The 23,774-nt window shown below is 70.8% G+C and carries 20 protein-coding genes; 8 read left to right on the forward strand and 12 right to left on the reverse strand.

The window, feature by feature from the left end; translation table 11 throughout:
* Positions 1–311: 311 nt before the first annotated feature.
* The 5 genes from PP1_RS31165 to PP1_RS31185 form a co-directional block, all read right to left on the reverse strand.
* Complete coding sequence (locus PP1_RS31165) at positions 312–1,691, reverse strand: hypothetical protein (RefSeq protein WP_010243425.1); 1,380 nt, start codon at positions 1,689–1,691, stop codon at positions 312–314.
* 92 nt (positions 1,692–1,783) lie between these two features.
* Entirely contained in the window at positions 1,784–2,884 is a 1,101-nt protein-coding gene (locus tag PP1_RS31170; protein WP_010243427.1) for a nucleoside hydrolase, read from the reverse strand.
* A gap of 57 nt (positions 2,885–2,941) precedes the next feature.
* Positions 2,942–3,160 (reverse strand): hypothetical protein, encoded by a 219-nt coding sequence (locus PP1_RS31175; protein ID WP_010243429.1) that lies wholly within the window; start codon positions 3,158–3,160, stop codon positions 2,942–2,944.
* 827 nt (positions 3,161–3,987) lie between these two features.
* Positions 3,988–4,917 carry a methylenetetrahydrofolate reductase gene (locus PP1_RS31180; protein ID WP_029240112.1) on the reverse strand — a complete coding sequence of 310 codons (930 nt, stop codon included), beginning with the start codon at positions 4,915–4,917 and terminating at the stop codon, positions 3,988–3,990.
* A 1,725-nt stretch (positions 4,918–6,642) separates the two neighbouring features.
* Positions 6,643–6,954: an Lsr2 dimerization domain-containing protein gene (locus PP1_RS31185; protein ID WP_010243437.1), complete on the reverse strand. Its 312-nt coding sequence runs from the start codon at positions 6,952–6,954 to the stop codon at positions 6,643–6,645.
* Positions 6,955–7,296: 342 nt separating this feature from the next.
* Here PP1_RS31185 and PP1_RS31190 point away from each other — a divergent pair, with 342 nt between their 5' ends.
* Positions 7,297–8,550, forward strand: coding sequence for an MFS transporter (locus tag PP1_RS31190; RefSeq protein ID WP_033200713.1), 1,254 nt, complete (start codon positions 7,297–7,299; stop codon positions 8,548–8,550).
* Between the two features lie 333 nt (positions 8,551–8,883).
* Here PP1_RS31190 and PP1_RS31195 read toward each other — a convergent pair whose 3' ends face one another.
* Entirely contained in the window at positions 8,884–9,027 is a 144-nt protein-coding gene (locus tag PP1_RS31195) for a hypothetical protein (protein WP_157179040.1), read from the reverse strand.
* 678 nt (positions 9,028–9,705) lie between these two features.
* Between PP1_RS31195 and PP1_RS31200 the strand changes: the two genes are divergently transcribed.
* The 3 genes from PP1_RS31200 (at position 9,706) to PP1_RS31210 (ending at position 12,690) form a co-directional block, all read left to right on the forward strand.
* On the forward strand, positions 9,706–10,929 hold the full coding sequence (locus tag PP1_RS31200) for a GGDEF domain-containing protein (RefSeq protein WP_249266135.1): 1,224 nt from the start codon (positions 9,706–9,708) through the stop codon (positions 10,927–10,929).
* 82 nt (positions 10,930–11,011) lie between these two features.
* On the forward strand, positions 11,012–11,869 hold the full coding sequence (locus tag PP1_RS31205; RefSeq protein WP_010243443.1) for a hypothetical protein: 858 nt from the start codon (positions 11,012–11,014) through the stop codon (positions 11,867–11,869).
* Between the two features lie 137 nt (positions 11,870–12,006).
* The gene (locus PP1_RS31210) at positions 12,007–12,690 is read left to right on the forward strand and encodes a hypothetical protein (RefSeq protein WP_010243445.1); all 684 of its coding nucleotides are present in this window, start codon (positions 12,007–12,009) and stop codon (positions 12,688–12,690) included.
* A gap of 47 nt (positions 12,691–12,737) precedes the next feature.
* On the opposite strand, the gene PP1_RS31215 is transcribed toward PP1_RS31210, so the two are convergent.
* From PP1_RS31215 to PP1_RS31235, 5 genes are all read right to left on the reverse strand, one after another.
* The gene (locus PP1_RS31215; protein WP_010243447.1) at positions 12,738–13,928 is read right to left on the reverse strand and encodes a DUF6545 domain-containing protein; all 1,191 of its coding nucleotides are present in this window, start codon (positions 13,926–13,928) and stop codon (positions 12,738–12,740) included.
* A complete protein-coding gene (locus PP1_RS31220) occupies positions 13,925–14,491 on the reverse strand; it encodes an ImmA/IrrE family metallo-endopeptidase (protein ID WP_010243449.1) in 567 nt (188 codons plus the stop codon). Before PP1_RS31220 ends, PP1_RS31215 begins: the two co-directional genes overlap by 4 nt.
* Positions 14,492–14,618: 127 nt before the next feature.
* The gene (locus PP1_RS31225; RefSeq protein ID WP_083697422.1) at positions 14,619–15,971 is read right to left on the reverse strand and encodes a GGDEF domain-containing protein; all 1,353 of its coding nucleotides are present in this window, start codon (positions 15,969–15,971) and stop codon (positions 14,619–14,621) included.
* 27 nt (positions 15,972–15,998) lie between these two features.
* Positions 15,999–17,900, reverse strand: coding sequence for a S9 family peptidase (locus PP1_RS31230; RefSeq protein WP_010243453.1), 1,902 nt, complete (start codon positions 17,898–17,900; stop codon positions 15,999–16,001).
* A gap of 150 nt (positions 17,901–18,050) precedes the next feature.
* Positions 18,051–18,569 carry a helix-turn-helix transcriptional regulator gene (locus tag PP1_RS31235; RefSeq protein ID WP_075315350.1) on the reverse strand — a complete coding sequence of 173 codons (519 nt, stop codon included), beginning with the start codon at positions 18,567–18,569 and terminating at the stop codon, positions 18,051–18,053.
* A 515-nt stretch (positions 18,570–19,084) separates the two neighbouring features.
* On the opposite strand from PP1_RS31235, the gene PP1_RS31240 reads away from it, so the two are divergent.
* On the forward strand, positions 19,085–19,471 hold the full coding sequence (locus tag PP1_RS31240; RefSeq protein WP_010243457.1) for a hypothetical protein: 387 nt from the start codon (positions 19,085–19,087) through the stop codon (positions 19,469–19,471).
* Here PP1_RS31240 and PP1_RS31245 read toward each other — a convergent pair.
* Complete coding sequence (locus PP1_RS31245; RefSeq protein ID WP_139324224.1) at positions 19,468–19,908, reverse strand: helix-turn-helix domain-containing protein; 441 nt, start codon at positions 19,906–19,908, stop codon at positions 19,468–19,470. The genes PP1_RS31240 and PP1_RS31245 overlap by 4 nt on opposite strands.
* A gap of 740 nt (positions 19,909–20,648) precedes the next feature.
* Between PP1_RS31245 and PP1_RS31250 the strand changes: the two genes are divergently transcribed.
* The 3 genes from PP1_RS31250 (at position 20,649) to PP1_RS31260 (ending at position 23,771) form a co-directional block, all read left to right on the forward strand.
* Positions 20,649–21,224 carry a hypothetical protein gene (locus PP1_RS31250; protein WP_010243461.1) on the forward strand — a complete coding sequence of 192 codons (576 nt, stop codon included), beginning with the start codon at positions 20,649–20,651 and terminating at the stop codon, positions 21,222–21,224.
* Positions 21,225–21,498: 274 nt separating this feature from the next.
* Complete coding sequence (locus PP1_RS31255) at positions 21,499–22,536, forward strand: MinD/ParA family ATP-binding protein (protein WP_010243464.1); 1,038 nt, start codon at positions 21,499–21,501, stop codon at positions 22,534–22,536.
* Positions 22,536–23,771 (forward strand): glycoside hydrolase family 16 protein, encoded by a 1,236-nt coding sequence (locus PP1_RS31260; protein ID WP_010243466.1) that lies wholly within the window; start codon positions 22,536–22,538, stop codon positions 23,769–23,771. Before PP1_RS31255 ends, PP1_RS31260 begins: the two co-directional genes overlap by 1 nt.
* The last annotated feature ends 3 nt before the right edge of the window (positions 23,772–23,774 follow it).

The raw sequence follows: 23,774 nt of genomic DNA on the forward strand, positions 1-23,774 counted from the left end.
ACTATCCCTCCAGGACCTGCGCCTTGACCGTCCCGAGCTGTTCGGTGATCGGGTCGAACAGCTCCGCGAGGGCGATGAGCTCGACCTCGCTGGTGACCTCGGATGAGATCACGTACACCCGATCCGGATGGAGGCCAGGTCCAGTAACCCCACGGAGCAGCCCGCCGGGCATCCGGCTGAGGACTTTGCCCTCGTCGAGCCGCGCGGTGAGGGCGGCACCGGTCAGGCCGTACCGCAGCCACACGCGTGTGCCCCGGGTGCTGGCCTGCGCTGTGAGCTCCGCTGGCTCCGCTCAAACGTCGTCTCAGAGGTCAGTACCTGCTGTCGTAGTCGGGCTGATCGGCTCCTCGTTGACGCGTCTGTGGGTGCTGATCCAACTGTGGGTCTATTCCGTACCCGCGGGCGGTGTCGTGGTGGCGGACCGATGTGCGTGCTGGTTCGTCGGTGCTCGTTGCCCGGTTCCGGCGTGAGGTCTCGACGGCGTTGCGGAGTCGCTCCATCGCCGCGTCTAGGTCGCCGGCTTCTCGTCGTGGGCCTTGCTGGGTGGTGATAGCGGTGCAGTAGCCGCTGGCGAGGTCGCGGCGAATCTGCTGCTTGTCCTGGGGTGTGGCGGTGGCCAGTGCTGTCCAGTGTTGGCTGGGCTCGGTGGGGTCGAGTCCGGCCCCGGCGAGCTGGTCGTAGGCCTCGGCCAGCAACGCGCGGTCGCTGCGCCGCACGAACGCGTCGAGCACGCCGGTGAGCGCTGCGTCGCGGTCCGGGGCCTGGGTGATCCACGCGCGAACGTGGGTGGCGAACCCGTTCACGGCCTGGTGGCGTTCGTGCTGGGTGGTGTGGAACTGCTCCCCGGTCCAGTGTGGTCGGGCCTGTGTGGCGGTGTCGTGCACGGCGAGTAGGGCGGTGACCTTCACCGCTTCCCGCACGCGGGGTTCGCGGTAGGCGGGCTCGATCAGGGCCGGGTTGTAGCCGCGCAATGCTGCGGTCTGGAAGCGCTGCGGTTGTTGGACGGGTCCGTCCTCGGCCAGCTCGGTGGGGCTGGTGTCGGGTCCGTGCAGGGTGTGTTCGATCGCGGCGACCGCCTCGGCGGCGCCGAGGGTCAGCTCGGGTTCGTCGGGGAGCTCGGCGAGGGGGTAGCCGCCCCAGCGGCCGCGGGCGGGCTGGTGCAGGGCGTAGCCGGTCTTGGTTCCCGGGTGCGGGTCGTCGGGGTGGGCGGCGTGGATGGCGTAGCGGCCGTGGACCTCGACGCCGGGGTAGGCGGCGCTGTAGAGCTCCTGGATGGTGCCCTTGAAGGAGTTGTCGACCAGGGTGATCGCACCGTCGGTGGTCGGGATGGCGGCGTCGTCGAGATAGTCTGACAGTGCCTGGAATGCCCCGGCGGCCGCGGTCGGGTCGACGCGGTCGCGTACGCGGAAGCTCTCCACGGCGTCGAACCGGGCCCCGGCGTTGTGCTCGAGGTCGGCCAGGGCCGCCTCGACCACCGCGCGGGACAGGACGATCTCGGTGCAGTACCGCTCGTAGAAGTCGGGGTCCAATCCGCGGACGGCGGCGGCGTAGGAGTGTCCGTCGCGGCCGAGGAACACGATCCGCGCATCGCGCTCGGCGACGTCGCGGTGCAGGTCGGGCAGCATGTCGGCACTGACGGCCGCGACGAACCGCCCGTGATGGGCCCGGAAGGCCTCGTAAGCGCGGGCCACAGCGTCCTGCTCGTCGGTCGAGCGGAGACCGTAGGCGGCATGGATCGCGGCGAGATCCGCAGGGCCGCCAGGGGCGCCGGGGCGTGGAGTGCTCAGGCCGGCCGCCGCACGCTGGACGACGCTGCGGCGGTGGCCGCCGCGGCCGCCGGCACGGTGGCCGGGTCGAGGGCCTCGGACAGCCAGGCCATGAAGGCCGGGTAGTCGGCGCTGCGGCTCAGCCGCAGCGCGGTCCCGGTCTCATCCTGGGTCCAGCGGCCGATCTCGTCCATCGCGACGCGGGTCGTGGCGGCGCGCACGAACGGCAGCCCCAGCGCGGCCGAGAGGGTCAGTGCGTCGTGCTGCAGCGTCGAGGTGTGGTGCGCTGAGTACCAGCGGTCGAGGTGCTCGGCCAGCAGTCGGGCCCAGGGCTGGGTGGTGTCGGCGGCCAGTCGTTGGTGCAGTGGGTGCGCGGCGTGGACAGCGATCTGGTCGGTGAAGGTGACGTCAGAGATGACGAACCGCGGCTTGGCCAGGCGACCGTCGGCGACGGCGGCCAGGACGCGGCGTGCGGCGTCGACGTCGAGGCGGATGTTGTGTTCGGCGCGGTCGGGGCGCCGGTAGTCGATGGCCCCGCCCATCTGGGTCACCTGCAGGCGGGATGCGATCTCCGGGAGGTGGTCACAGACCTCGGCCAGGTTGGACAACGGCGCCATCCCGACCCAGCAGATCAGGCCCTCGGACTTCCCTGCGACGTCGGCCACGGCGGCCAGGACTGCGTCGCGGCCACCGCGCATCGCCGGGACGGTGGCGGGGATGAGGTCTGCGACGCAGAAGTAGTCGGTGCGCCCCACGGTCGCGCCAGCGGTGACCGTGACGTCGCGGCGCTCGACGGTGTCGAGCAGGTGGCGTGCGAGCCGTGCCCGCTGTCCGTAGCCCTGCTCGGGCCCGGTCTCGTCCGCGGTGAGCACCAACGCGAGGTCGGGCTGATGACGGGCGGCCGCGACCAGCGCCAGGGCGTCGTCGGCGTCCCCGCCCAGATCGGTGTCGACGATGATCGGAGCCTTGGTGAGCGGCTCGGCCAGCTCCGCAGTGTGCAGCTGGGACGCGGTGGCGGCCAGCGGGCTGCCGGGCAACCTTCGGCCGACGTCGATCATGGCGTCGCGGTGTGCGCGTACCTGGTCGATCGACAGGTCGCCCTCCGGGCGGCTGGTCATCGGCCCCACCTCCTGAGCACCTCCCACGCTACCGGCTCACCCCGACGAAACGGGGCTTCACCACCCGTTTCGGAGCAGCGCCCGGGCGGGCCACTGCCCACTGAAGTTGACCCGGGACGTCCCCACTGGTGCCGGGACGTCCAGGTCTGTCACCAGGACTCCGTCAAGTAGGACCGCTGCGCGGTCGAAGTGCATCTGGAGCCACTCCTCGGTGATCCCGGCCGCGAGGGCGCGGGACCGCACCGTCGGAGCAGAGGCCTCCTGGTCGCCGGACATGGTGTGACCAGCTCATGGCGCTCGGCGCCGACGTGACCGTGATCCAGGGCAACGCCGATCGCGAGCTGGTCAGCCTCGCCCGCGGCGATCCGATCGACATTCCCGACGAGGTGAGCCCCTGGGCCGCCAGTCAGCTCTCCCCCAGCCATGTCGAGTTCCTCGCCGGGCTCCCGCCGACAGCAGTTCTGGACGTCGACGGCTTCGGGCCCGTCCTGTTCTGCCATGCCCCCTCGAAACGGAGCAGGTGTGGCAGTGGATCGGTGACGTACTCGGGGAGACGCGAGCACGTCACTTCGATCCGCTGGTCAGCAGCGTGCTGGCCTCCACCGGAGTCGTCAAGAACGGACGTGCAGCACAGACACCCCCGAGGTGCTCCAGCACTGGGCCATGTACCTCGACAGCTCTCGGCGGCTGGTCCATCAGAACGAGCTGCAGTTCATCCGGCACCTACGCGCCAGCGGGCGATCCGACCCCGAGATCCTGACGTGGGTTGTACTGGGCCCAGACACCGACGTCGACGCGCACCTCAGAGAGCTAGAACAGCTCGTGCGTCGGATCGACCGCCCACCCCCACCTCAGCGGTAGGCGTTGGGCGCCGGCCACGGCGACCGCGCCGGCGAACTCGGGGCCGCAGGCGTACTGCACGTGGTGACCCGATGCACGAGCTCGCCGACCAGCGGCGGTGTCGACGTCACGTGCCCATGGCCACCCAGAACGACGAACAACAAGCTCTTCGACACCGACGGAACCGTAGAGACCACAGCGGCGGCGCGCCAGCGGTTCGCCCGGGCGCAGGCGCCCCCGATGCGGCCGTCGGCACTGCTGGGTCAGCGGTGCGGGCGGTGTAGTTCCTGCCCCAGCCGCGCGGCGAGCTGTACGGCCTGCTCGATCTCGGTGCGGCGGCTGGACACACTCTCGATGTTGAGCCCGAACGGGACACCGAGCCGCCGGCAGAAGGCGATCAGGTCGAGCGCACACGACAGGGACTGCTCGTAGGAGGTGGTGAGGACGTCGTCGGAGTGCAGCAGATCGTTCTGGATCCAGCGGGGCACCTCGACTCCGAGCCAGCTCAGGAACTCCAGGGTCTTCGTCGAGCCCACGACGGTGAAGGTGAACACGATCGGCGCCGGGTCCACGCCGCGGGCGTCGCACTCGAGGCGGTAGTCCGACACGACGTTCTTCGCCGCGTTCACGTCGTAGACGACCTGGGTGACGAAGAATGAGCAGCTGGCGTCCTGTTTCGCGAGCAGCCGCAGGTGCTCGTCGCCGCTGCGGGTGTGTCGTTCCGGGATCGCGACTCCACCGACCGCGAGCTCCGGGCTTGCCTGGGCCCGCAGCGTGTGGGCCTGCTTCAGTGACATCGCGACCTCCTTGTCCCGGGAGGAGGCACCGACGAACACCGACAGCACCCGCTCGGGATCCTGGGCGTCGAGCCACGGCCGCAGATCGGCCTCGGGATACTTCCCCACCACCCGGTAGATCACGGCGGGTGCAGTCCAGTCGGTGAGGTACCGCGCGAGATAGTCGGCCGGGTCCAACGTCGACACGAACGGAAACGGCCGCTGTTCGACGTTGCGGTCGCTCTCGTCGTCGATGTCGTAGAGCACGAGGCCATCCAGCCCCAGCGGGCGCAGCCGGGCCACCGTGGCGTCGGCGATCTCCTGGGCCCGCTGCGGCGAGGTAGACCGCCGGGGTGGCGTCACCGCAAAGAGCAGGAACTCGCCGTGACGTTCCCAGATGCGCCGCCGAAGATCCACGACGACGACCGTAGAGGTCGGCTACCGCCACCGTCGACGCCAGCCCGTAACGCGCCTACACGCCGGATCGACACAGCCAGCGTGGGTAAGCAGCGCCGTGCTACGGCTCGGGGGGCGGAACGCCCGACTGCCGCTGGCCCGTCGCTCAGACGTGACTGCGCACGATCGCTAGACCGCATCGAAGGGGCAATCGCCACTCTGCGACCGATGCAGAATCGTCTCAGCCGGCGTCAAGTCGCGAGGCTGACACGAGACGTCGAGGAGCTTCTCGCGGCCCTTGAGGCCGTCGATGCGACAGATCGATGCGGATCTCAGTGGGTGTGGCTTGAGCGCCGCGCCCGGCAGGCGCGCGCCAACGCCGAGCTGTTCATCAAGACGGCTCGTGGGATGCCACCGGCTCGCCGGAAGCTGCCGCCCGGGGAGGGAGCGGCTCGAGCCCAAGCAGGGGCTGAACGTGCCCAGGCAAGGACGGCTGCGCTGCTACGCCAGCCCAGATCAACGCGCGCCCCAGCACCGGCCTTGTCTCACACGGGATGCAGTGTGTGGTCAGTAAGCGGAGGTCTGCCAAGCCTCGGGCGCCGGTCCTGAGCCGGCGTGGGCCGGAGCGACCAGTCGCTACCTCCGGTGAGTGGGAATGTTCGGTGGAACGACAGGCCCGGCCTGCCACACGGATCGTTAGGCCTCGACCGGGCTGCCGGGCGCGGCGCGTGGCCTGATTGCGCCATTTGGTCGCGAACCCGTCGTGGTAGGTCCGCGTCTGATCCCTTATGCACCCCAGCACACGCTCTGGCGCGTCCCGCGCCGGGATGATCGGACTCGCCGCCGTCGCCGCCCTAGCCGTTCTCACCGGCTGCCAGGAGGCCTCGGCGGGCCCGCCGCCCCGGGCAACGTCGTCCACCTCGTTTCCCTCGCCGAGCTACGATCCGTCCACGGGCCCGTCCCACGTTGCGGGTGAGGGCGGCGTGGTGCTGTCTTGCACCCAACTCGGCATGAGCGACCGCTACCTCTGCCAACGCACCGGCACCGCGGTGGCACCGCCGCCGCCCAACGCTCCCCACCCAGCGCCGGCACCAGATCCGACGCGTCCACCGTCCACCGGCGATGGCTGGACCCCGGCTCCGCCGCCATGGGGAGGGTCTCCTTCGGAGGGGGAGCCTGCCCCGGAACCGACCGAGCCGCCCACACAGGCACCGATTGATCCCCCGCAGGCAACGGCAACGAGCGAACCCGTCACTCCGAGCACTGGTATGACGATTCAGCCGGTGCCGCGACCGGAGCCGCGTTGACCGTTCAGGCTTCGTCCGGGAGCTGATTCATAGGTCGAGCCCTGACCGACGGGACAGCCCCGGGCGCCGAGACCGACTCCCAGGGTGAGTGTCGGCTGACGGCCGGCGCGTGGCAAGGAAGGATGGTCGCTGTGGATGTGACGCCTCTGCAGCAGGTCACGCTCTGCCGGCTGGTCGCGGGCACGATCACGGCGGAGACGGCGTCGCGCAGGGCACTGCGGTGGTTGCGCCGTTACGGGCTGGTCGACGCTGATCACAGGGTGACCGACGAGGGCCGCGCGTACCTGCAGTGGTTGCAGCAAGAGCGGCGACGTCGGGCGGCCAACGCCGCGCGCGAGCGCCCGCATCGCTCCGGGAACCCGGATCCAGCGGCTGGGATGCGGGAGGCCATCCGGCGGTGGAAACGCGGGGATCGAGACGGGTAACCCCCGGTCGTGGTCTACGACGGACCGGTGTGGAGGCGGTCGCTAGAGCACGCGAGGTCGTCGTCGATCCGATCAAGGTGGGCGAGGGCACGGCTGTCGGCGTGCTGCTGTGCACGGCCCCACGCCGAGACTGTGTCGGCCATCTCGGCACGGCGGCGAGGGCCGAGGACGTCTCGGGCCGCGGCGATGAACGGCGCCAGTCCCTGCCGGAGCCGCTCGGCGTTGGTGGCGTTGAGGTCGACGAACCACTCCTCGCCGTCGAGGGCGAAGCGGATCCGCTCAGTGGCGGGGCCGCCGCTGACGTCGTCGACTCGCTGGAAGGTCACCTGCCGAGTCATCGTCCTCCCCTGAGCAGAGCGTGGCTCACTGTGCAGGATCGTCCGGGATCATTGCGAACCGAGAGCGGGGTGGATCACTAAGGGGCGGCTCTGACTGTATCGCGCTCATCGGGACGGCCGAGGACAAGACCGAGTGCGACGCCTGGCGGACAGAGAACCATCGCCAGGTGTTCAACGGCGAGATCATCGACGTCAGCTGAGCTCCCGAGACCCGGCCGGCTGCGTTCCGGTAGCCACCGTGAGTCCTGGCGCTGCTCTTGATCAGCGGCTCAGTGACGGGCACGCTAGGTGTCGGTCTGGTCGCGCGGCGCGTCCGGGTCGGCCCTGACTATGGAACCCACCGATCGCGACGAGTCCACCGCCCACTCACCCCGGATCAGCACCGTCTTCGCGAACTCGGAGTTCCGGGCGCTGTGGGCCGCTGAGGCCTTCTCGATCCTCGGCGACCAGTTGGCCCGGATCGCCTTCTCGGTCTTGGTCTACGACCGCACCGACTCGGCCGCCCTCTCGGCGCTGGTCTACGCGCTAACATTCCTGCCGGCGTTGCTCGGCGGGGCGCTGCTCGGCTGGATCGCCGACAGGTACCCGCGGCGCCGGGTCATGATCGCCAGCGACATCGCCCGCGCCGGCCTCACGGTGCCGATGATCTGGCCGGGCCTGCCACTACCCGCGTTGTGCGCGCTCATCGTGGCCACCGTGCTCCTCGGCGCCCCGCACACCGCCGCCCAGGGCGCACTGTTGCCCGAGGTACTGCACGGGGACATGCTCGAACGGGGCTACGCCGTCCGTCAGATCACCAGCCAGACCGCCCAGGTCGCCGGTTTCGCCTCCGGCGGCGCGGTGCTACTCGTGCTCGATCCCCATACAGCGTTGCTGGTCAACGCCGCCACCTTCGCGTTCTCCGCAGTCGTCCTACGCCTCGGGGTTCGCGTCCGACCAGCCCCTACGCCCCGGGCCGGGGCGGGATCGCCGCGGTGGTGGGCCGAGGTCGCCGGCGGGGTCCGGACGGTGTTCGGCGACCCGATGCTGCGGACCCTGGCCCTGCTCGTCTGGCTCGCCGGCTGCTACATCGCACCGGAGGGGATCGCAGTGGCCTACGCCGCCGAACTCGGTGGTGGCCCGCTCTCCGTCGGCCTGCTGATGGCCGCGATCCCGGCTGGCAGCGTCGTCGGCGCCGTGGTGTGTACCCGGTGGGTGTCCCAGCCGGTGCGGGAGCGAGCGATGTTGCCGTTGGCGGTCCTGGCCGGGCTCCCACTCTTGGCCAGTGCCTTCACCGTCACCGTCACCGCTGCGGTGGTGCTTTGGGCAGCCAGCGGGGCATGCGTCGCGGCCGCGTTGATCCAGGCCCAGGCCAGCTTCGTGCGGCACACCCCGCCCGGTTCGCGGGGGCGCGCGACCGGGCTGGCCGCGTCCGGTCTCGTCGGGGCGCAGGGCGTCGCCCTGCTCGGCGCTGGGCTCGCCGCCCAGCACTGGTCTTCCACGGCTGCGGTCGGCGCAGTCGGTGCGGCGACCCTGCTGCTGCTGCTCGCCTTGCTCTTGACAGCGGCAGCGCGGACGCTGGTGTGGTCTCGTCCGGCGTTGTGATGGCTTGGGCGGCGCCTCAGGTGACCTTGCGGGCCGCCGTGGCCCGCCGCATGCGCCAATACTGGGTATCGGCCCACTGGGCGCTCCGAGCCATGCGACCTCCAGCCCCGGGCGCAAGCTGTCCGGCACCCTCTCCGGTCTCCCGGCCGGGGTTCGGAGTGCTTCACCCTCTGGCGAGCGGGTCGAAGCGACCGCCCTCCCCGCAGGGCGGGCCGCTTCGTCGCTGTCACCACGGACATGCCCTACCCAGTCACTAATTCCAGTTGGGCACGATCGGACTCCTCATCTCGCTTCGGTCGTTGTTCGTCGCCGCCTGTTGGTGGAGCGTCAGGATCACCAGTTCCAGTTGCGCATGACAAAACTCCTCTCGACGTCGTCAATGGCAGATCGGGAATGTTTCACCAGTTCCAGTTGCGCACGACTCTGCTCCTCCATTTTCGCTGCATCGTTCCGGCGCCTGATGGTCACCAGTTCCACTTGCGCACCACAACGCCCTTCCTGTGTCGCGGTTCAGAGCGGATTTAGCTCACCAGTTCCAGTTACGCACCGCAGGAGCCCCCTCGTCAGTCTGATAAATTCAACGATCGGATTTCACCAGTTCCAGTTGCGCACTACAGCCACCTCCCTCGTACGCTCTCGAAATCCGGCACGATGTCACCAGTTCCAGTTGCGCATAACGCCCTCCCGCTTTCTGTCCTGTTGCCGATTAATGGCCCCTCGAAGTCACCAGTTCCAGTTGCGCACCGCGTCCACCCCCTCCGTCTCGCGGACGGTCCCAGTTCGGCCGAACACTCTCGCAGCGACCGCCAGATGATCACTCCCCGCGGTGGTTTCACTCTCCTGAGTAAGAACGCCAGACAGGGTAAGCGACGAACATCGGCACGTCAGCGGCCTAGTTGATCTTGATGGGTCGAAACTGAACGTTCATCGGGGCCGTCGTCGCACACCTCGTCCCGCAACTGACCTGCGACGAGTGGCTATCGGCTGGACTATGCTGGGGCCACGAAAACGATCAAAGGTTCGAGGGTCTTGACTGAGAAATCCGCTCCGCGCGGCGCCGCAGACTCCCGTCTCCGGTCGTTCCTGCGGGGTTGGTCGCTCTGGCAGCTGCCGACCCGAGTGCGGCTGTTACTGGGTACGGTCGAACTCACGGCTGTGGGGCTGGTCACGGGTGCCGTGGTGGTCGCCGGTGGTATCAGCGCGGCGCCCGGTGCGTGGGCTACCGCGGCCGCGATCGTCGTGATCGCAGGCTTGCATGCTGAGATTTCGTTGGGCGCCGAGCGGATGCGGCGCCGGATAGCCGAGACCCGCTATATCGACCTCAGCTCGGTGTGGACGTTCGCTGCCGCCCTACTCTTACCGCCGCTTCTCGCGACCGCGACCGTGGCCTTGGTCTACACGCATCTGTACTTTCGGGTATTCCGTCCGGCCGGCACTCCCCCGCACCGTCAGATCTATTCGACCTCGACCGTTGTCATCGGTGTGCACCTGGTCGCAGGCATCCAGTACCTATTCGGGATCGGCGATGAGTTCGCGACTCCGCTCGGGGTGTTGTGCCTGGTCGTGTGCTTGCTGGCCTATACCGCGACGAACACCCTGCTGGTGGTCAGCGTGATCCGGCTCGCGCAGCCGGGAAGCAAGTTCTTGGTGATCCTGGCCGGCGGCGACATCGCACTGGAGACCGCGACGCTGAGTCTGGGTGCGCTGGTGGCAGCAGTCATCGTGCCGGACCACTGGGTGCTGTTGGCGCTGTTGCTTCCCCCGCTGGTGCTGCTCGAACAGACCACCCTCATCCGGCAGCTCGAGACACGCGCCGAAACCGATGAGAAGACCGGGCTGCTCAACCCCGACAGCTGGCGATCCCGCGCGCAGCGCGGCCTGGCCGGCGCCGAGCGCGACGGCGCCGCGGCTGGGGTGCTGATCCTCGACCTGGACTACTTCAAGGAAGTCAACGACCGCTACGGACATCTGGTCGGCGACGCGGTGCTGCAGGCGGTCGCCGAGGTCATCTCCCGCGAGGTCCGCGACGGCGACGTCGCCGGACGCTTCGGTGGCGAGGAGTTCGTGATCGCCCTGGGCCCCGTGCGCCCGGGAAACGACGGCGGCGAGGCTGCCGTCCGCGAGGTCGGCGAGCGGATCCGCCGCCGGGTGGAGACGCTGCAGGTACAGGTCTCCGCGGCCCCCACGCTGGTGATCGAGGAGCTCACCGTCTCGATCGGCGCCGCGCTGTACCCCTCGACGGCCGACGAGCTCGACACCCTGTTGGCCATCGCCGACGAGGCGCTCTACGCGGCGAAACGGGCGGGCCGCAACCGGGTGCAGGTGCGCAACGGGACCCCGCCGTTGGGAATCCCGGCGCCCGAGCAGCCCTCCAGCTGAGCCGGGCACCGCCGCTGGGGCTCCGCTCGTCTACGGTCGGGCCAACCTGGCCGTCGACGAGAGGGTGCCTGGCGGTGGCGCAGTGAGCGAAGGGCTGACCTATCCGGCGTTGTCGGCCCGGTTCGCGGCCTCGCTCGGTTCGTCGGAGCAACGGCGAACCTATCGCCGCGTTCTCGGCTCTCTGGAGCGTTGGGCGGCGAATGAGGGCGTGAGCCCACTCGATCTCTCCGCCGCGGGCCTGGCCACCTTCCTCTCCAGCGGCACGGTGGGGCACGGTCCGACGGACCAGGCCCGCGCACGCAGTGCGCTGACCGAGTTCTTCGCCTTCGCCACCGCCTGCGGTGCCCTGCGCGGCTCACCTGCGGCAGCGCAGGAGACGCTCGCGGCCGCAGCCGAAACAAGCCCCATAAGCGCGCACGACCTGCTCTGGCTCATCGATGCCGCCGATCTCGTCGATCAGCCCATCTGCACCCTGGTGCTGCTGCTCGCGGTGAACGGGATCGGGGTGCAGGAGGCCCTGAGCCTCGACGTCGAGAGCCTCACGACCAGCCGCGGCACCGCTGTCGCCCGGCTCCCCCGCCGCTGGGGTCGCCGCTCGGTCATCCCGCTGTGTCGCCCGGTCCGCGCCGCGACCCAGGCCACCCGGGACGGCCGGTCCTCCGGTCCGCTGCTCACCGGAGCGACCAGCGCCGAGCGGCTCGGCCTGATCGAGGCAGGCCAGCGGCTCGCCGCCGCGGCCGCGTCCGCCGGCATCACGAGGTCGATCACCCCCGAGGTACTCGAGCAAACCTTCGTCGCGCTCGCGGTGGAAGCCGGAGTTCCCGCGGCCGAGTTGCGCCATGCCGCCGGCGAGGTCGAGAACCGTGACAGCCACACCTCGTACGCGGCGTTCACCGTCTCCGACCACATGTCAATGCTCGACCCGAATCGGTTTGCGTGAGACTGCTGCCCTACCCGGGTGATGAGCGACGATTCGTCTGGTCGTCCCCCGTACGGTGTGCTGTATTCAATCGGTCATCCTCTGACGGACCCGTCGGAGCGTTGGGCGGTGCACATCGGTCCCGGAAGGCGGTCAGCGTGACGGCGAGTGGCAGCGAGGTCGACGGCCCGGCCGCCGCGGCCGGGGTACGGTGGTGGGGCGCGGCCCTGCCCCGCTCCGGCCAGCTGGTCGTGGCCGATCCTCTGCTGGCGACGCCCCTGCTGCGGGCGTTGCTCTCCGACGCCATCGACGGCGGCCACACCCCTCAGCGTTCGCCGCGGCGGTTCCCGCTTCTGCTGCTGGTGATCGGCGTTGTCGGCGGCTGCGCAGCGGTGGTGGTCGTGGTGCCTGACGCCGTGCAGTCGCTGCTGTTGGTGCTGCTCGCGGTCGGGTTCGCTGTGTGGGCCTGCACCGCGCAGAGCCGGACCGCGACGATCCGGCACCGGGAGGGCGCGCGGCCGTTGTTCGCGATCCGCGCAGCCGGCGGGCCGGCGACCTGGGCCCTGGTGGCCCACCTGGAAGACGTCGGCGGCCACAGCGAGGCGGCCCGAGGCGCTGTGCGGACCCTGCTGTGGCGCGTCGCCCACCTCAGTCCCACCGGGGATCCGGCCATCGCCACGCTGGCCGACCTGGCCCGCTCGGGTGGCCTGCACACCGACGACGACCTTCACCAGGCGGCCGAGCGGCTCCAGGCGCTGCCCGCGGCCGCGCCCGGCGATGTGCGTCGCACGGTGCCGCAGCTGAGTACGTTGTTCCGCTACGAGGCCCGCGAACGGGGCTAACGACGTCGCCCTCGCTGCCGGTTGTGCTAGCGCAGTGCGGTGCTCGGTCAGGCCCGGCCGGGTGACTCGGCGGCGTGATCGAGCTGTCGCAGGATCTGCCGGGAGGGTGCGCTGCGGCGATGGAGCAGGCCGGAGATCCGGAGCTGGAAGCGTGCCTCGGCGAGCAGCTCACCGGCGCCGGGTGGTTGTTCCTGGTCGAGGACCTGGAAGGCCACCGGGGTACTCGCATGCGGATCGCGTAGGGCCCAGCCCAGCCAGGTCGCTTCGGCCAGCGCGGCCCGACCCACCGTCGAGGTGGTGGAGCTGTGTCGGTGGGCGAGGTCGACCGCCTCGGACACGACCTCGGGCGGGACGGAGCTGAGCAGGGCTCGTGTGGTGTCCCAGATGACGACCATGCGGGCGTAGAGGGCGTTGGCCGGTTGCTCATGCCACAGGCTGGGCCGGGCGATTGCCTCACCGCGCTGCCAGCGCGGCATCGCGCCAACGAGTAGTACCTCGAGCCGACCCAGGCGCCAGAACAGCAGCGCTGCGGTCATCGACTCGGCCCACGGTCGCAGCCGCCGGCGCGACCGAGTCCCGATCAGGCAGAGCCCGAGCAGACTGGCGCAGGCGAACACCACGATGTCGCCGATCATGACCAGGTGAGCACGACCGGGAAGCGAGGCCGGGGTGAGCTGCAGGGCAGCCAGGCCGATCAGAGCCACCGTGAGCAGGCCCAGTAGCAGCGCCGCGATGCGCAGCACCGCCCTCATCGGGCGGCTGCCGATGTAGCGCAGCACTCGCCGTCCGATCGCGACCAGCACTCCGGCCCCGACCAGCGGCCAGAGCGCGGTCAGCAGCACCAGCAGCAGCAGCTGGGAGTGGTGCCCGGCAGCCGGCCGACTCACTGAGGCGAGCGCGCCGTCGACGATGAGCAGGACCTGCACCATCAGTACGGTGCCGCCGACCGCGAGGGGGGACATGGCGCGCAGGCGCCGCGACAGCGCGGCCGCCGTGGTGAACAGGCCGCTTCCGGCCAAACCGACCGCGACGACGAGCGCGGCCGTCACACTCACCGGGTCCGCCGGGTAGAAGGCGGGGACCGAGCTCAGCAGCGCCGCAACGCCGGCACAGCCGGCCGCGACGGTGATGCCCACCGCGGGCTGTCCGCACCGCCGGGCCCCGAGCAGCGCCGCGACCAGCAGCGTCGCCGCGGCGGTGAGACTCAGGACCAGGTGCAGGGTGGCGCCACCGGTCACGTGAACGCGGCCTCGAACCGTGCCGCCGCGGCCCGGACCTCGGCCGAGGCGACCCAGCGGTGGGCTCGCCGACTGGGCCCGTATCCGAGCAGCGCTGCCCCGAGTGCGTCGGCCTCGGCCTCGTCGTGGGCGGTGTAGGAGGGGTCGCTGCCCATCCAGGCAGTGATCCGGTCCTGGGAGTTGGTCAGGGCCCGGGTGAGGCTGGGGCGATGCTGGGGGGCCTGAGCGGTGTGGTCGTAGAACAGATGCCCGAGCTCGTGGGCAATGTTGTGACGGCGCGAGAGCTCGCTGGCGGCGTGGGCGTAGTAGACGACCGCGACCTGCGGGTACGGCCGCACGCAGAGCCCGCACAGCTCGCGCGCGGCCGCCCCCAGCTCGACGGCCAGCATCCGGATCGTGAGTCCGCGGACCTGCCCGAGGCGGGCCGCGAAGGCCTCCAGATCGACATCGTCGTCCGGGCACGGCTCCAGGCCCTCGCGGGCAAGGTTCTGGCGGGCCCGCTCGACCAGGACGGTCCAGCTCTCCGGCTCGGTCTCGATGCCGCTGCTCTTGCGTCCCCGCACGTCGGCCAGCCCCTCCAGTCCCTCGGAGGGTCACAGTAGATCGATAACTTCGTGACCTCAACCAGTAGTGAACCGATCAGGTGGCGCTACCCCTTCGCGTTACTCGGCTCGCCGCACAGCTGGTCCGTCAGGGCGATGCCCCGGCCCGGCGGGCGACCACTGCGGCTGCCTCGCTGGTCGCTGTAGTCGTCGCGACACTGACGACGCCGGTGCCGCTGAGCTTGGCCTCATGGAGTTGGGTGTCGGCGCGGGTGAGCAGCACGTCGATGCTGTCGCCGTTGTCCGGCCACCCGGCGACACCGATGCAGGCGGTCAGCTCGGGAGCGTCCTCGCGTTCGAGCGAGAGGATCGCGGCGAGGTCGATCGCAGCGATGGTGGTGAGTACGCGCTCGGCGAGGGCAGCCAGGTCGGCGCCGTCGGCGGCGGGAGCGGCGACGACGAATTCCTCGCCGTGCATGCGGCCCAGGACATCACCGTCGCGGACAGCGGTGGGCAGGACCCGGGCGACCTCGTCGAGGACCCGGTCGCCGGCACGAACGCCCCAGGCGTCGTTGATCCGCCGGAACCCGTCGAGATCGACGGCCAGCACCCCGAGCCCGGTGCTGCGGCGCCGTGCGCGCTGCAGCTCGGCGGTGGCCGCGCGGTGCCAGGCGCCGGGGCTGAGCAGGCCGGCGTCGCGGTCGGCCATGCCGACGTCGGAGACGAGCACGCTACGCATGAGGAGCCACAGCGTCGGCACCAGCAGCAGCGCGAGCCAGGGTGAGGGGGAGGCGAGCAGGAACGCGACGGTCGCGCCGATGCTGAGCTGGGAGAGTTCGAAGCCGTGCTGCCGGACGTCGGTGATCATGTCGCGGGCGGCGAGGCGCCCGGCGGCGAGCAGCACCATGCCGGCGATGAGGCCGGCCTGCACGACGGTGTAGGCCGCGATCGTGACCAGCGCGGCGACGACGGGCACGAGGGTGGGAGCTCCGTCGGCGAGGTCCAGGCCGAGCCCGCGGGCGGTGTAGTGGGCAGCGACTCCGGCCAGCACGACGGTGGTGGCGGTGAAGGTCGTGCGGTAGACCGGGCCGCGCTCGCGCGGCATCCGGGGCCGGTCGATCCGCAGGATCCGGTAGCCGTAGATCACGGCGACGGTGGCGGCCATCAGCCAGGGCGGGAACAGCAGGGCGGCCGCGACGGTGTAGATCGAGTTGGTGACCAGGTGCCCGGTGTCGTTGCTCTTCTCGCGCTTGATGGTCGCGCGGCGATAGCCGCGCTCGGCCGACAGCGCGGCCTCGTGCTGGACCAGGCAGGCCAGCACGAGCAGGGCGGCGACGGCGAGCTGAGTACGAGTTGCCTCCGCAGATGCGGTCGCCACTGCGGCCAGGGCCACCACCTCGACGGTCACCACGTAGGTCAGCGCCGGGCCGGGCAGGCCCAGCATCACCAGGCGGCGACAGCCCTCCGCGGACGGTTCCTGCTCGGTGGGCACTGCACTCATCGGGCTCCTCCTCGCCGCGCGACCCGGTCAGGCCGGCTGTCGGCCGTAGACCGGTGTCGGGGCGCCCGGCTGTTCGTGCATCACGGCCTCGGCGAACGCGACGGAGATCTGCAGGAAGTCCTCGAGGGTGCCGCTGACCTGGCTGCCGTGGCCGCCGCCGAATCGGAACACCGCAGGCGGGCGGCCGAGCGCGGTGAGCTTCTCGGCGTAGGCGTCGACCTGTTGGATCGGGATCCGGGTGTCGTTCTGCCCGGCGATGATCGCGATCGGGACCCGGACGTGCTCGGCCACTGCCAGCGGAGACGCCGCGGTGTAGCGGTCGGGCACCTCGTCGGGGGCCCCGCCGAACAGCGCCCGCGCCATGGCGCGCAGCGGTTCCTGGCCCAGCTCGTAGCTCATCGCGTGGTCGGTGACCGGAACGACGCCGACCCCACCGCGCCAGCGTTCGGGTTGCAGCCCCGCCGCCAGCAGGGTCAGGTAGCCGCCCCACGACGATCCGGCGAGCATGCACGCATCCGGGTCGGCGATGCCCTCGGCGATCGCCCAGTCGTGCACCGCGGCGAGGTCTTCGAGCTCGGTGAGGCCGGGGCGCCCGACGATCGCCTGCCGCCAGGCTGCGCCGTAGCCCGTCGAGCCGCGGTAGTTCGTGGAGATCACCGTCCAGCCGGCGTCGGCCCAGACCGCCAGCCGCGGCGAGTACACATCGGCGTCGTCGAGGTCGGGCCCTGGATGGAGCCAGAACAGCGTCCGGCCCGGCCCGGCCGGAGCCGCGGTCGGGCGCACGACAAGCACCGGGATCGGCCCACCGGGGCCCTCGACCCACTCGACCGAGGCCGGGGCACCGTCCGGTGGGGCATGCTCGTCGTCGGGGAACATCAACGTCGCACCCTGCTCGGGGCTCCAGCGGTAGACCCGCGTGGCGGTCTGCGACGACGTCCAGGTGTACTCCAGGGCGCCGTCGGGTCGGCGGGCCACGCCGAGCACGCACCCCTCGTCGGGGCCGATCTGGGTCAGCTCGCTGCCGTCGAGACGGCACCGCTGCAGCGTGGCCCGGCCATGGTGGGTGTGGCGCACGGCCAGGTTGTCGGCGTCGAGCCAGATCGCGTCGAGCTGGCCGGGCAGGTCGATGGTGATCTCGCACTGCTCACCGGTGTCGGTGTCCCACAGCAGCAGCTCGTCGCGGCCGTAGCGTTCGTGGCGGACCAGCAACCGCGCATCGTCCGGGGCGGGCGCGAAGCCGAGCGGGCACAGCAGCCGGCCCTCGTCGCGCATCTCGACCAGCGAGTCCCCGGTGGCCACGTCCAGCACCCGGATGCCCGGTGTGCTGGCGTCGCCGTGCTCGGAGTGGCGGATCGCGACGCGGGTGGCATCAGCCGAGAGCGGCCCGGACATCCCGTCCTGGTCGTGGTGGTAGATCGCCTCGGCCGGCTGCCCGTCGAACTGGCGCCATACCCTGATGCCCTCCTGAACGGCGAGGGCGAACACGGCGACCGGTCCTTTCGGCCCGTGGCCGAGGGCGAGTCCGCTGGCGATCCCGTCGCCGGCCTCGGGGGCGACGTCGTGTGCCTCGCCACCACCGAAGGGCTGGCGGACCCAGCGGCCGAACTCGTTGCCGCCGGTGTCGGAGAACCACCACAGCCACTCGCCGTCGGCGGAGAGCTCACCGTGCTCGGTGCCTGCGTCTCGCGAGGTGGCCTGCTGGAAGGTGTCCTCGTCGCGGTCCCACAGCCACAGCTCGTGGGTGCCGGAGCGGTTGCTGCCCAGCACGCTGCGCTCGGGCCGCCGGCCGGCGGATCGGGGAAGCCCCATGGCCAGCCCGTTGACCCGCGCTCGCCACCGCGTCTCGCGCTCTTGGTCGGCGAACAACTGCTGTGGTGCCGTGAACGTCAGTCCGGGCTGCTGCCCGGACGCGACGGCCGCCCCGTCCATCGCGGTCCTCCCTCGTTGCGTGGTGCCCGTCTGCCGCGTCGTGGATCCAAAGCGATCACGAACGGCCGCAGCGTAAACCGGGCGCAGAGGCCTGCGAGGCCCGTGGTCGACTTCCCGGAGGCGAGCACCGCCGGGAGGAGGTGGTGCTGGTCAGAAGGTCCGCTTCTTCTTGCTCTCGCCGGTGGGGTCGTCGCCGCCCGGGCGCAGGCCTTCCAGCGAGCGTGCGTGTTCCAGGGCGGCCTCGACCGCGGCGAGGCCCGCCGGTGACAGCTCACGGGCGCGGTAGGCCAGTTGCGCGGTGCCGGATTCCTGAAGGGTCTTGAGCGTGGACAGCTCGCTGGTGATCTCGCGGTACTTCGTCTCGCTGAGGAAGTAGTCCGCGCCCACCCCGAACAGCGCCCCGAGCGACTCGAGGTGCTTCATCGTGGGGTTGTTCTTGACGCCCTTGCGCAGCTGCCAGATGTACTGGTGCGAGATGACCCGACCAGCGCGCTGGTCCTCGGGGAGCTCGCCGACCATGCGCTCGATCGCCGCGGCCGCGCCCGGGTTGCTGTAGGGCTTACCGGTCGTCGGGTCGTTGACGTTCAGGAACAGCTGCTCCAGCTTGTCCGCGAGTGTTGCCGACGAGCCCACGGCCTCGGCACCGGCCGGGTGGTCACTATCAGTCATGTCCGGCGCGAGATCGGCAGCCGACAACCAGTGATGCAGTCGATGCAGTCAACTCGCTCCCCCTTTCTACGTGGGTAGAGGCTAGCCGGTGACGCTACAACTACCAAGGCCCGCCGCGCCACGCCGGATCGAGCGCAGCAGGACTCGCCGCACGGCTAGTCGGATCCCATCGGCGCAGTTCACGCGGCTCGCTCCGCCTTGCACCCGTCGCTGGCCTTAGCCGGAGCGGCCGGCGAGTGCCCACTACTCCACGTCGGCCCCGGCGTCGCGCGCCGCGCGAGAGCCGACTTGACGATCGTTCTATATGAGTTTACGTTTCGGACTGTTCGGCCGATCGAGTACAGCTCCGATCGGATGCCGAGAGTCGAGAGGGGCGACGTCGTGACTCAATGTGATCCTGGATCAGGCGGTCTGCGTAGAGGCGCTGGGCGATGACCTCCGCACCGACCACCGCGACGTCTGGCGTCCCTGAGCCCGCCCGGCCGAGCCCGCGCCCCACCACAGGGGAGGGTGATGTGGACGAGCTCGTGGGCCCGCCGGCCGCCCGGGACGCAAGCGAATCGGCGTACGTCGTCGACCCGGTGAGTCTGCTGCTTCACCGCGAACGGGCTCGCCACCACACCGAGCTGGCTCAGACGCGCGAGCAGGTCATCGCCCTGCTTGCCTCTCCGACTGCGTCGCTGCTGACCGCGCTCGACGCTGACCTCGCCGAAGTCGCGACGACTGCGGTCGAGGCGATGGCCGTGCTCCGACGCCATCAGGGCCCCGAGCTGGCTCCGGATCAGGTCGAGGAGGTCAGTGGGGCGGTCGGCGACTACCTCGCGACTGCCGCTCGGCTGTGTCGCTCCACCCTGGCCATCCATCTGACCCTGGAGGCACAGGTGCGCTCGGATACGTCCTAGCCCCGGCGGGGACGATGCCCGGAGCTGTGCAGCCGGTGCAGGTCCTCGACGATGCGCACGACCGAGTCCTTGGTCTCGTGGGGCAGCTCGCCGAGCAGCTCGACGAGGTCTTCGAGGTTCGCCCGCCGCACGACGGTCAGGATGTGGCGGTCCGCGTCGTCGGTCTCGCTGAACTCATCGGCGAACAGGTAGCCGACCGGGACCTGAAAGAAGCGGGCGATCCCCTCCAGGGCGGCTTTGGTCGGGTTGTCCCGACGGCCGTGGCGGAGGTGGTTGAAGTACTGCGCCGACAGGCTCGGCCCACCGACGGAGCGGATCCCGTCGACGACCTCCTCGTCGGTGTAGGGGCCCCGCTCCGGGGGATGCACCGTCGCAACGAGGCGATTGAGCCGGTCTCCGAGCGTCCGCGCCGCACCACTGGATCGTTCGTCCGGCACGCGCCCCCTCCTCCCAGACCGACGGCGACCACGACGGTGGTCCTCCTGCTGACGCAACGGAGCGACGGTAGCCGGGTCAACCAGTAGGAGAAAGTCGAGGTCGCGGTTCGTACCGCCCTCCCCTCCTGCCGCCCGACCAGGACCGAACGGCGCCACCGATATGCCAGCGCTCGGCCTGGTCAGAACCCATTGACACCGAAAAATCGCGACAGGATAGTTGCGTCCGTTGATTCCTACTAGGAGGGAGTCTGCGGCACTAGCACTACTACGAGAAGGGAGGGTGCCGTGCCCGACCGCATGGCGGCCGCACCGCACACCGACCTCGACCGAGGGGCGGGCCGGTAGCGATGCCCAAGGCCAAGACCCGACAGGCGCCGCGGTGGCGCACAGCGCCGGGGCTGGAGCACGCTCCGCTGTCCACGAGCGCCGAGGCATCCGCTGTCCCCCTGGGCTCGGTGGTCCGGCCTCGATCCACGCGCGGGAAAGCCGAATCGGCAGGCACTCCCTCGTCGCCGGCGAGCCCCGCTCCGCCTCGGGGCACCACTCCGCCTGAGTCGCCGAGCTCTCCGGGGAACGCCGAGGCCGCCCCCGGTGTCCTGACCTCCCGGGTACGCGCGGAGATCGGCGGACAGGCCGGACTTACCCGATCCAGCCCGCTACTCACTGCGCCGCCGCCCCACCCCGTGGAAGCGGACCCTGAGCTGGCCGCACCGCAAGTCCGCCTGGACGCGGAGCTGCCGATGCCGCCGCCACGGGCCCGACCCGACCGTCGCTCCGAACCACGCCCGACGGCGCTGGCCCGGTCCGGACCGCCCGAGCAGGCCTTCACCCGCTCGATCCGCTCGCTGGAGGCGATCTCCGACCACGAGGCCGCGGCATTCGCCGGCCGGTTCGCCGCCGACTTTCAGTCCTTCGACGAGGACAACCCCAGCCGTCGGGCAGAGGTGTTGCGGCCTCTGCTCGCCGATCCCCAGGCCCGCACCTGGGGATGGTCGAGCGTGGGCAGGCAGCGCGCCGACTCACCGTTGCCGGGCCGGATCTACCGGTCTTCCGAGACGGTCGTGTTCGTCGAGGTCGTCGTCCGTGCGACGACCTACACGCGCGCCTGTCCGCAGCCCGAGTCGCCGACACCCCGCGACGCTGCCGAGAGCGAGCCGGCCGGGGTGGTCGGCCCGTCCTGTGCGCCGTCGGAGTCCGATCCCGGGTGGGTCGCCGTCGAGGCGAACTGGGTGCGCATGACCGTGCCGATCACCCGTGACCCCGACGACGGCCGCCTGGTCGTCGACCCGCACCTGGTCGCCGACCAGTCCTCCTGACCCCCACCAGAGGAAGCCGCTCATGTCGACCAATCACGTCAAGCCCGACGAGTCGAAGCCGTCCTGGCTCAACGACAACGCCAGCACGGCCTGGGCCGCCGGACCCGCGCCCTCTTCGGGCCAGTCCTCCGCTGCGAGCCACAGGCCGGTCGAGCCGGACTCTCGCCCTACCCCGGCGACTGCACCCGAACCGGCACCCCAGCCGCGCTCGTCCGCTCCGCCGGTCACGGCTCCCCCACCCGGACCGGCACCGGCTCCGGAACCCGCGCCCGCCATGCCTGCCGCGCCGGCCGAGTCCGCAGCACCCGCGGCGCAGGAGTTCCGGCCGCCGTGGGACGACGAGAGTGGCGTGTTCTCCAACGCGGTACGGGTCCGTAAGTCCCCGCCGAAGCAGGGCTGGCGCGCCGCGGTCTATGCCCTCTCGGGCGGCCGTTGGAACCCCGGGCTGTCTGATGCAGAGGAGCGTCTGCGCGAGCAGCTGGGCAAGATCCGGACCCCGTTGCCCGGCCCGCACAGCGTGGTCGTGTCCAGCATCAAGGGCGGGGTCGGCAAGACCACGGTCTCGGCGCTGCTCGGACTCGCGCTGGCCGAGCACCGCGGCGACCGGGTCATCGCGATGGACGCCAACCCCGACGCCGGAACGTTGGGCGACCGCCTGGTCGGCGAACAGCAGGCCTCGAAGACCACCGTGCGCGACCTGCTCGACAACCTCGACCAGATCCGGTCCTCGACCCAGCTCTCGGGCTACACCCACCTCGCCGGACGTCTGCAGGTCCTGACCTCCGAGCAGGAGCCGGAGCTGTCGGAGATGTTCTCGGCCGAGGACTACGAGGCCGTGTTGCGCACCCTGTCGCGCTACTACGAAGCCCTTATCACCGACTCGGGCACCGGCGTCGTGCACTCGGCGATGCAGGGCAGCCTGCGCCACGCCGACTCCCTGGTCATCGTCGGCGCCCCCACCCAGGACGGCGCCTCGCGGGCCTCACGCACGCTGCAGTGGCTCGCCACCCACGAAGACGCTCGCGGCCGGTTTCCCTACCGCCAGCTCGCCCAGGACGCGGTAGTGGTGCTCTCGTGTGACCGGTCCTCGCCGTATGTCGACGAGTCGGTCATCCGCGAGCACTTCCGCGCCCGCTGCCGCGCGGTGGTCGAGCTGCCCGCCGACCCGCACCTGTCCACCGGCGGGATCGTCGACCTCGACGCGCTGTCCCCGGCGGCGCGTGACGCGGCGCTGAACCTGGCCGCGACCGTGGCCGAGGGCTTCCAGGGCCGGCGCACCACCGGGCTGGCCGCCCACGGGTTCCGCGGCTGATGAGCTCCAACCTGCTGGTCGGTGCCGCGCTGGCGCTGACGACCTCGCTGGCCGCGTCCGGGCTGAGCCCTGCCGCTGCGCCGCAGGACGGGGTCGACTGCGGTTTCCGGATCACCGTGGTGCACGTGCTCGCCGAGCTGTCCGGCGACACCTCGCCGAAGGCGGAGAAGCTGCGTCAGGACCTGATCGACATCGGCGCCGACCAGTCCGCGTTCGTCCCCGACGAGTGTTACAGCGGCAGCTCGAACAGCGGTGGCGACACCGGCTGGGGCTCGGGCAATGGAATGGGGAACGGTTCAGGATCCGGCTCCGGTTCAAGGAGCGGAAACGGTTCGGGTTCGGGTTCGGGCAACGGTGGCGGTGCGGGGAACGGCGCCGGCTCGGGATCCGGGACGGGTGGATCCGAGAGCAAGTGCCCGACGACCGCGGCGGACAAGCTCGGGTGGGGGTCGCCGCAGGTCGAGGACGACTTCGAGGGCACCGAGGTCTCTGGGGACTGGAACATGTACGACGGCCCCGGCCACGGCGGCAACGGCGTCCGCACCCCGGACGCGATCAGTGTCGCCGACGGGATCCTGACCATCACCGGCTCGGAGAACGGCGACGCCGGCGGGATGGCCTGGTCGGCGAACTCCCAGCAGTTCGGCCGGTGGGAGGGCTGCGCCCAGTCCCCACCCGGCGCGAGCGATCTGCACACGCTGTTTCTGCTGTGGCCCACCGCCGAGGACTGGCCCGAGGGCGGCGAGGTCGACTTCATGGAGATCTCCGACCCCGAACGCCAGGAGGTCGGCGGGTTCCTGCACTACGGCGCCGACAACTCCCAGACCGAGGGCACCACCCAGGTCGATGCCACCGAGTGGAACGCCTTCGCCGTCGAGTGGACCCCGGACAAGATCACCTACCTGGTCAACGGCGAGCCGTGGTTCGAAGACACCGACCCCTCACACAACCCGCCCGGCCCGATGCACCTGACCATCCAGCTCGACAACTTCGGCGGCGACCTCGCCGGCGGCGCGGAGATGCACGTCGACTGGGTCCGCCAGTACAGCTCCGACGGCGGCGAGACCAGCGGCGGAGTGAGCGCTGGTGCAGAGAGCTCCACCGGTGGCTCCGGCGAGTCCAGCTCGGACTCCGACTACGGCGCCGACTCGGACTCAGGCGCCGACTCGGACTCGGGCTCGGGCTCCGGCAGCGGCGATGGCGGCTCCGGTGGTGAGTCGCGTGGCGATTCCTGACCC

This window comes from Pseudonocardia sp. P1 (assembly GCF_000178675.2).
Lineage (GTDB): Bacteria > Actinomycetota > Actinomycetes > Mycobacteriales > Pseudonocardiaceae > Pseudonocardia.

Bases quoted from the DNA above. Each gene is read 5' to 3' on its own strand.
- PP1_RS31230 (WP_010243453.1), bottom strand. From the start codon at position 17,900: ATGGACGGGGCGGCCGTCGCGTCCGGGCAGCAGCCCGGACTGACGTTC.
- PP1_RS31255 (WP_010243464.1), top strand. From the start codon at position 21,499: ATGCCTGCCGCGCCGGCCGAGTCCGCAGCACCCGCGGCGCAGGAGTTC.
- PP1_RS31225 (WP_083697422.1), bottom strand. From the start codon at position 15,971: ATGAGTGCAGTGCCCACCGAGCAGGAACCGTCCGCGGAGGGCTGTCGC.
- PP1_RS31170 (WP_010243427.1), bottom strand. From the start codon at position 2,884: ATGACCAGCCGCCCGGAGGGCGACCTGTCGATCGACCAGGTACGCGCA.
- PP1_RS31190 (WP_033200713.1), top strand. From the start codon at position 7,297: ATGGAACCCACCGATCGCGACGAGTCCACCGCCCACTCACCCCGGATC.
- PP1_RS31175 (WP_010243429.1), bottom strand. From the start codon at position 3,160: ATGTCCGGCGACCAGGAGGCCTCTGCTCCGACGGTGCGGTCCCGCGCC.
- PP1_RS31235 (WP_075315350.1), bottom strand. From the start codon at position 18,569: ATGACTGATAGTGACCACCCGGCCGGTGCCGAGGCCGTGGGCTCGTCG.
- PP1_RS31260 (WP_010243466.1), top strand. From the start codon at position 22,536: ATGAGCTCCAACCTGCTGGTCGGTGCCGCGCTGGCGCTGACGACCTCG.
- PP1_RS31250 (WP_010243461.1), top strand. From the start codon at position 20,649: ATGCCGCCGCCACGGGCCCGACCCGACCGTCGCTCCGAACCACGCCCG.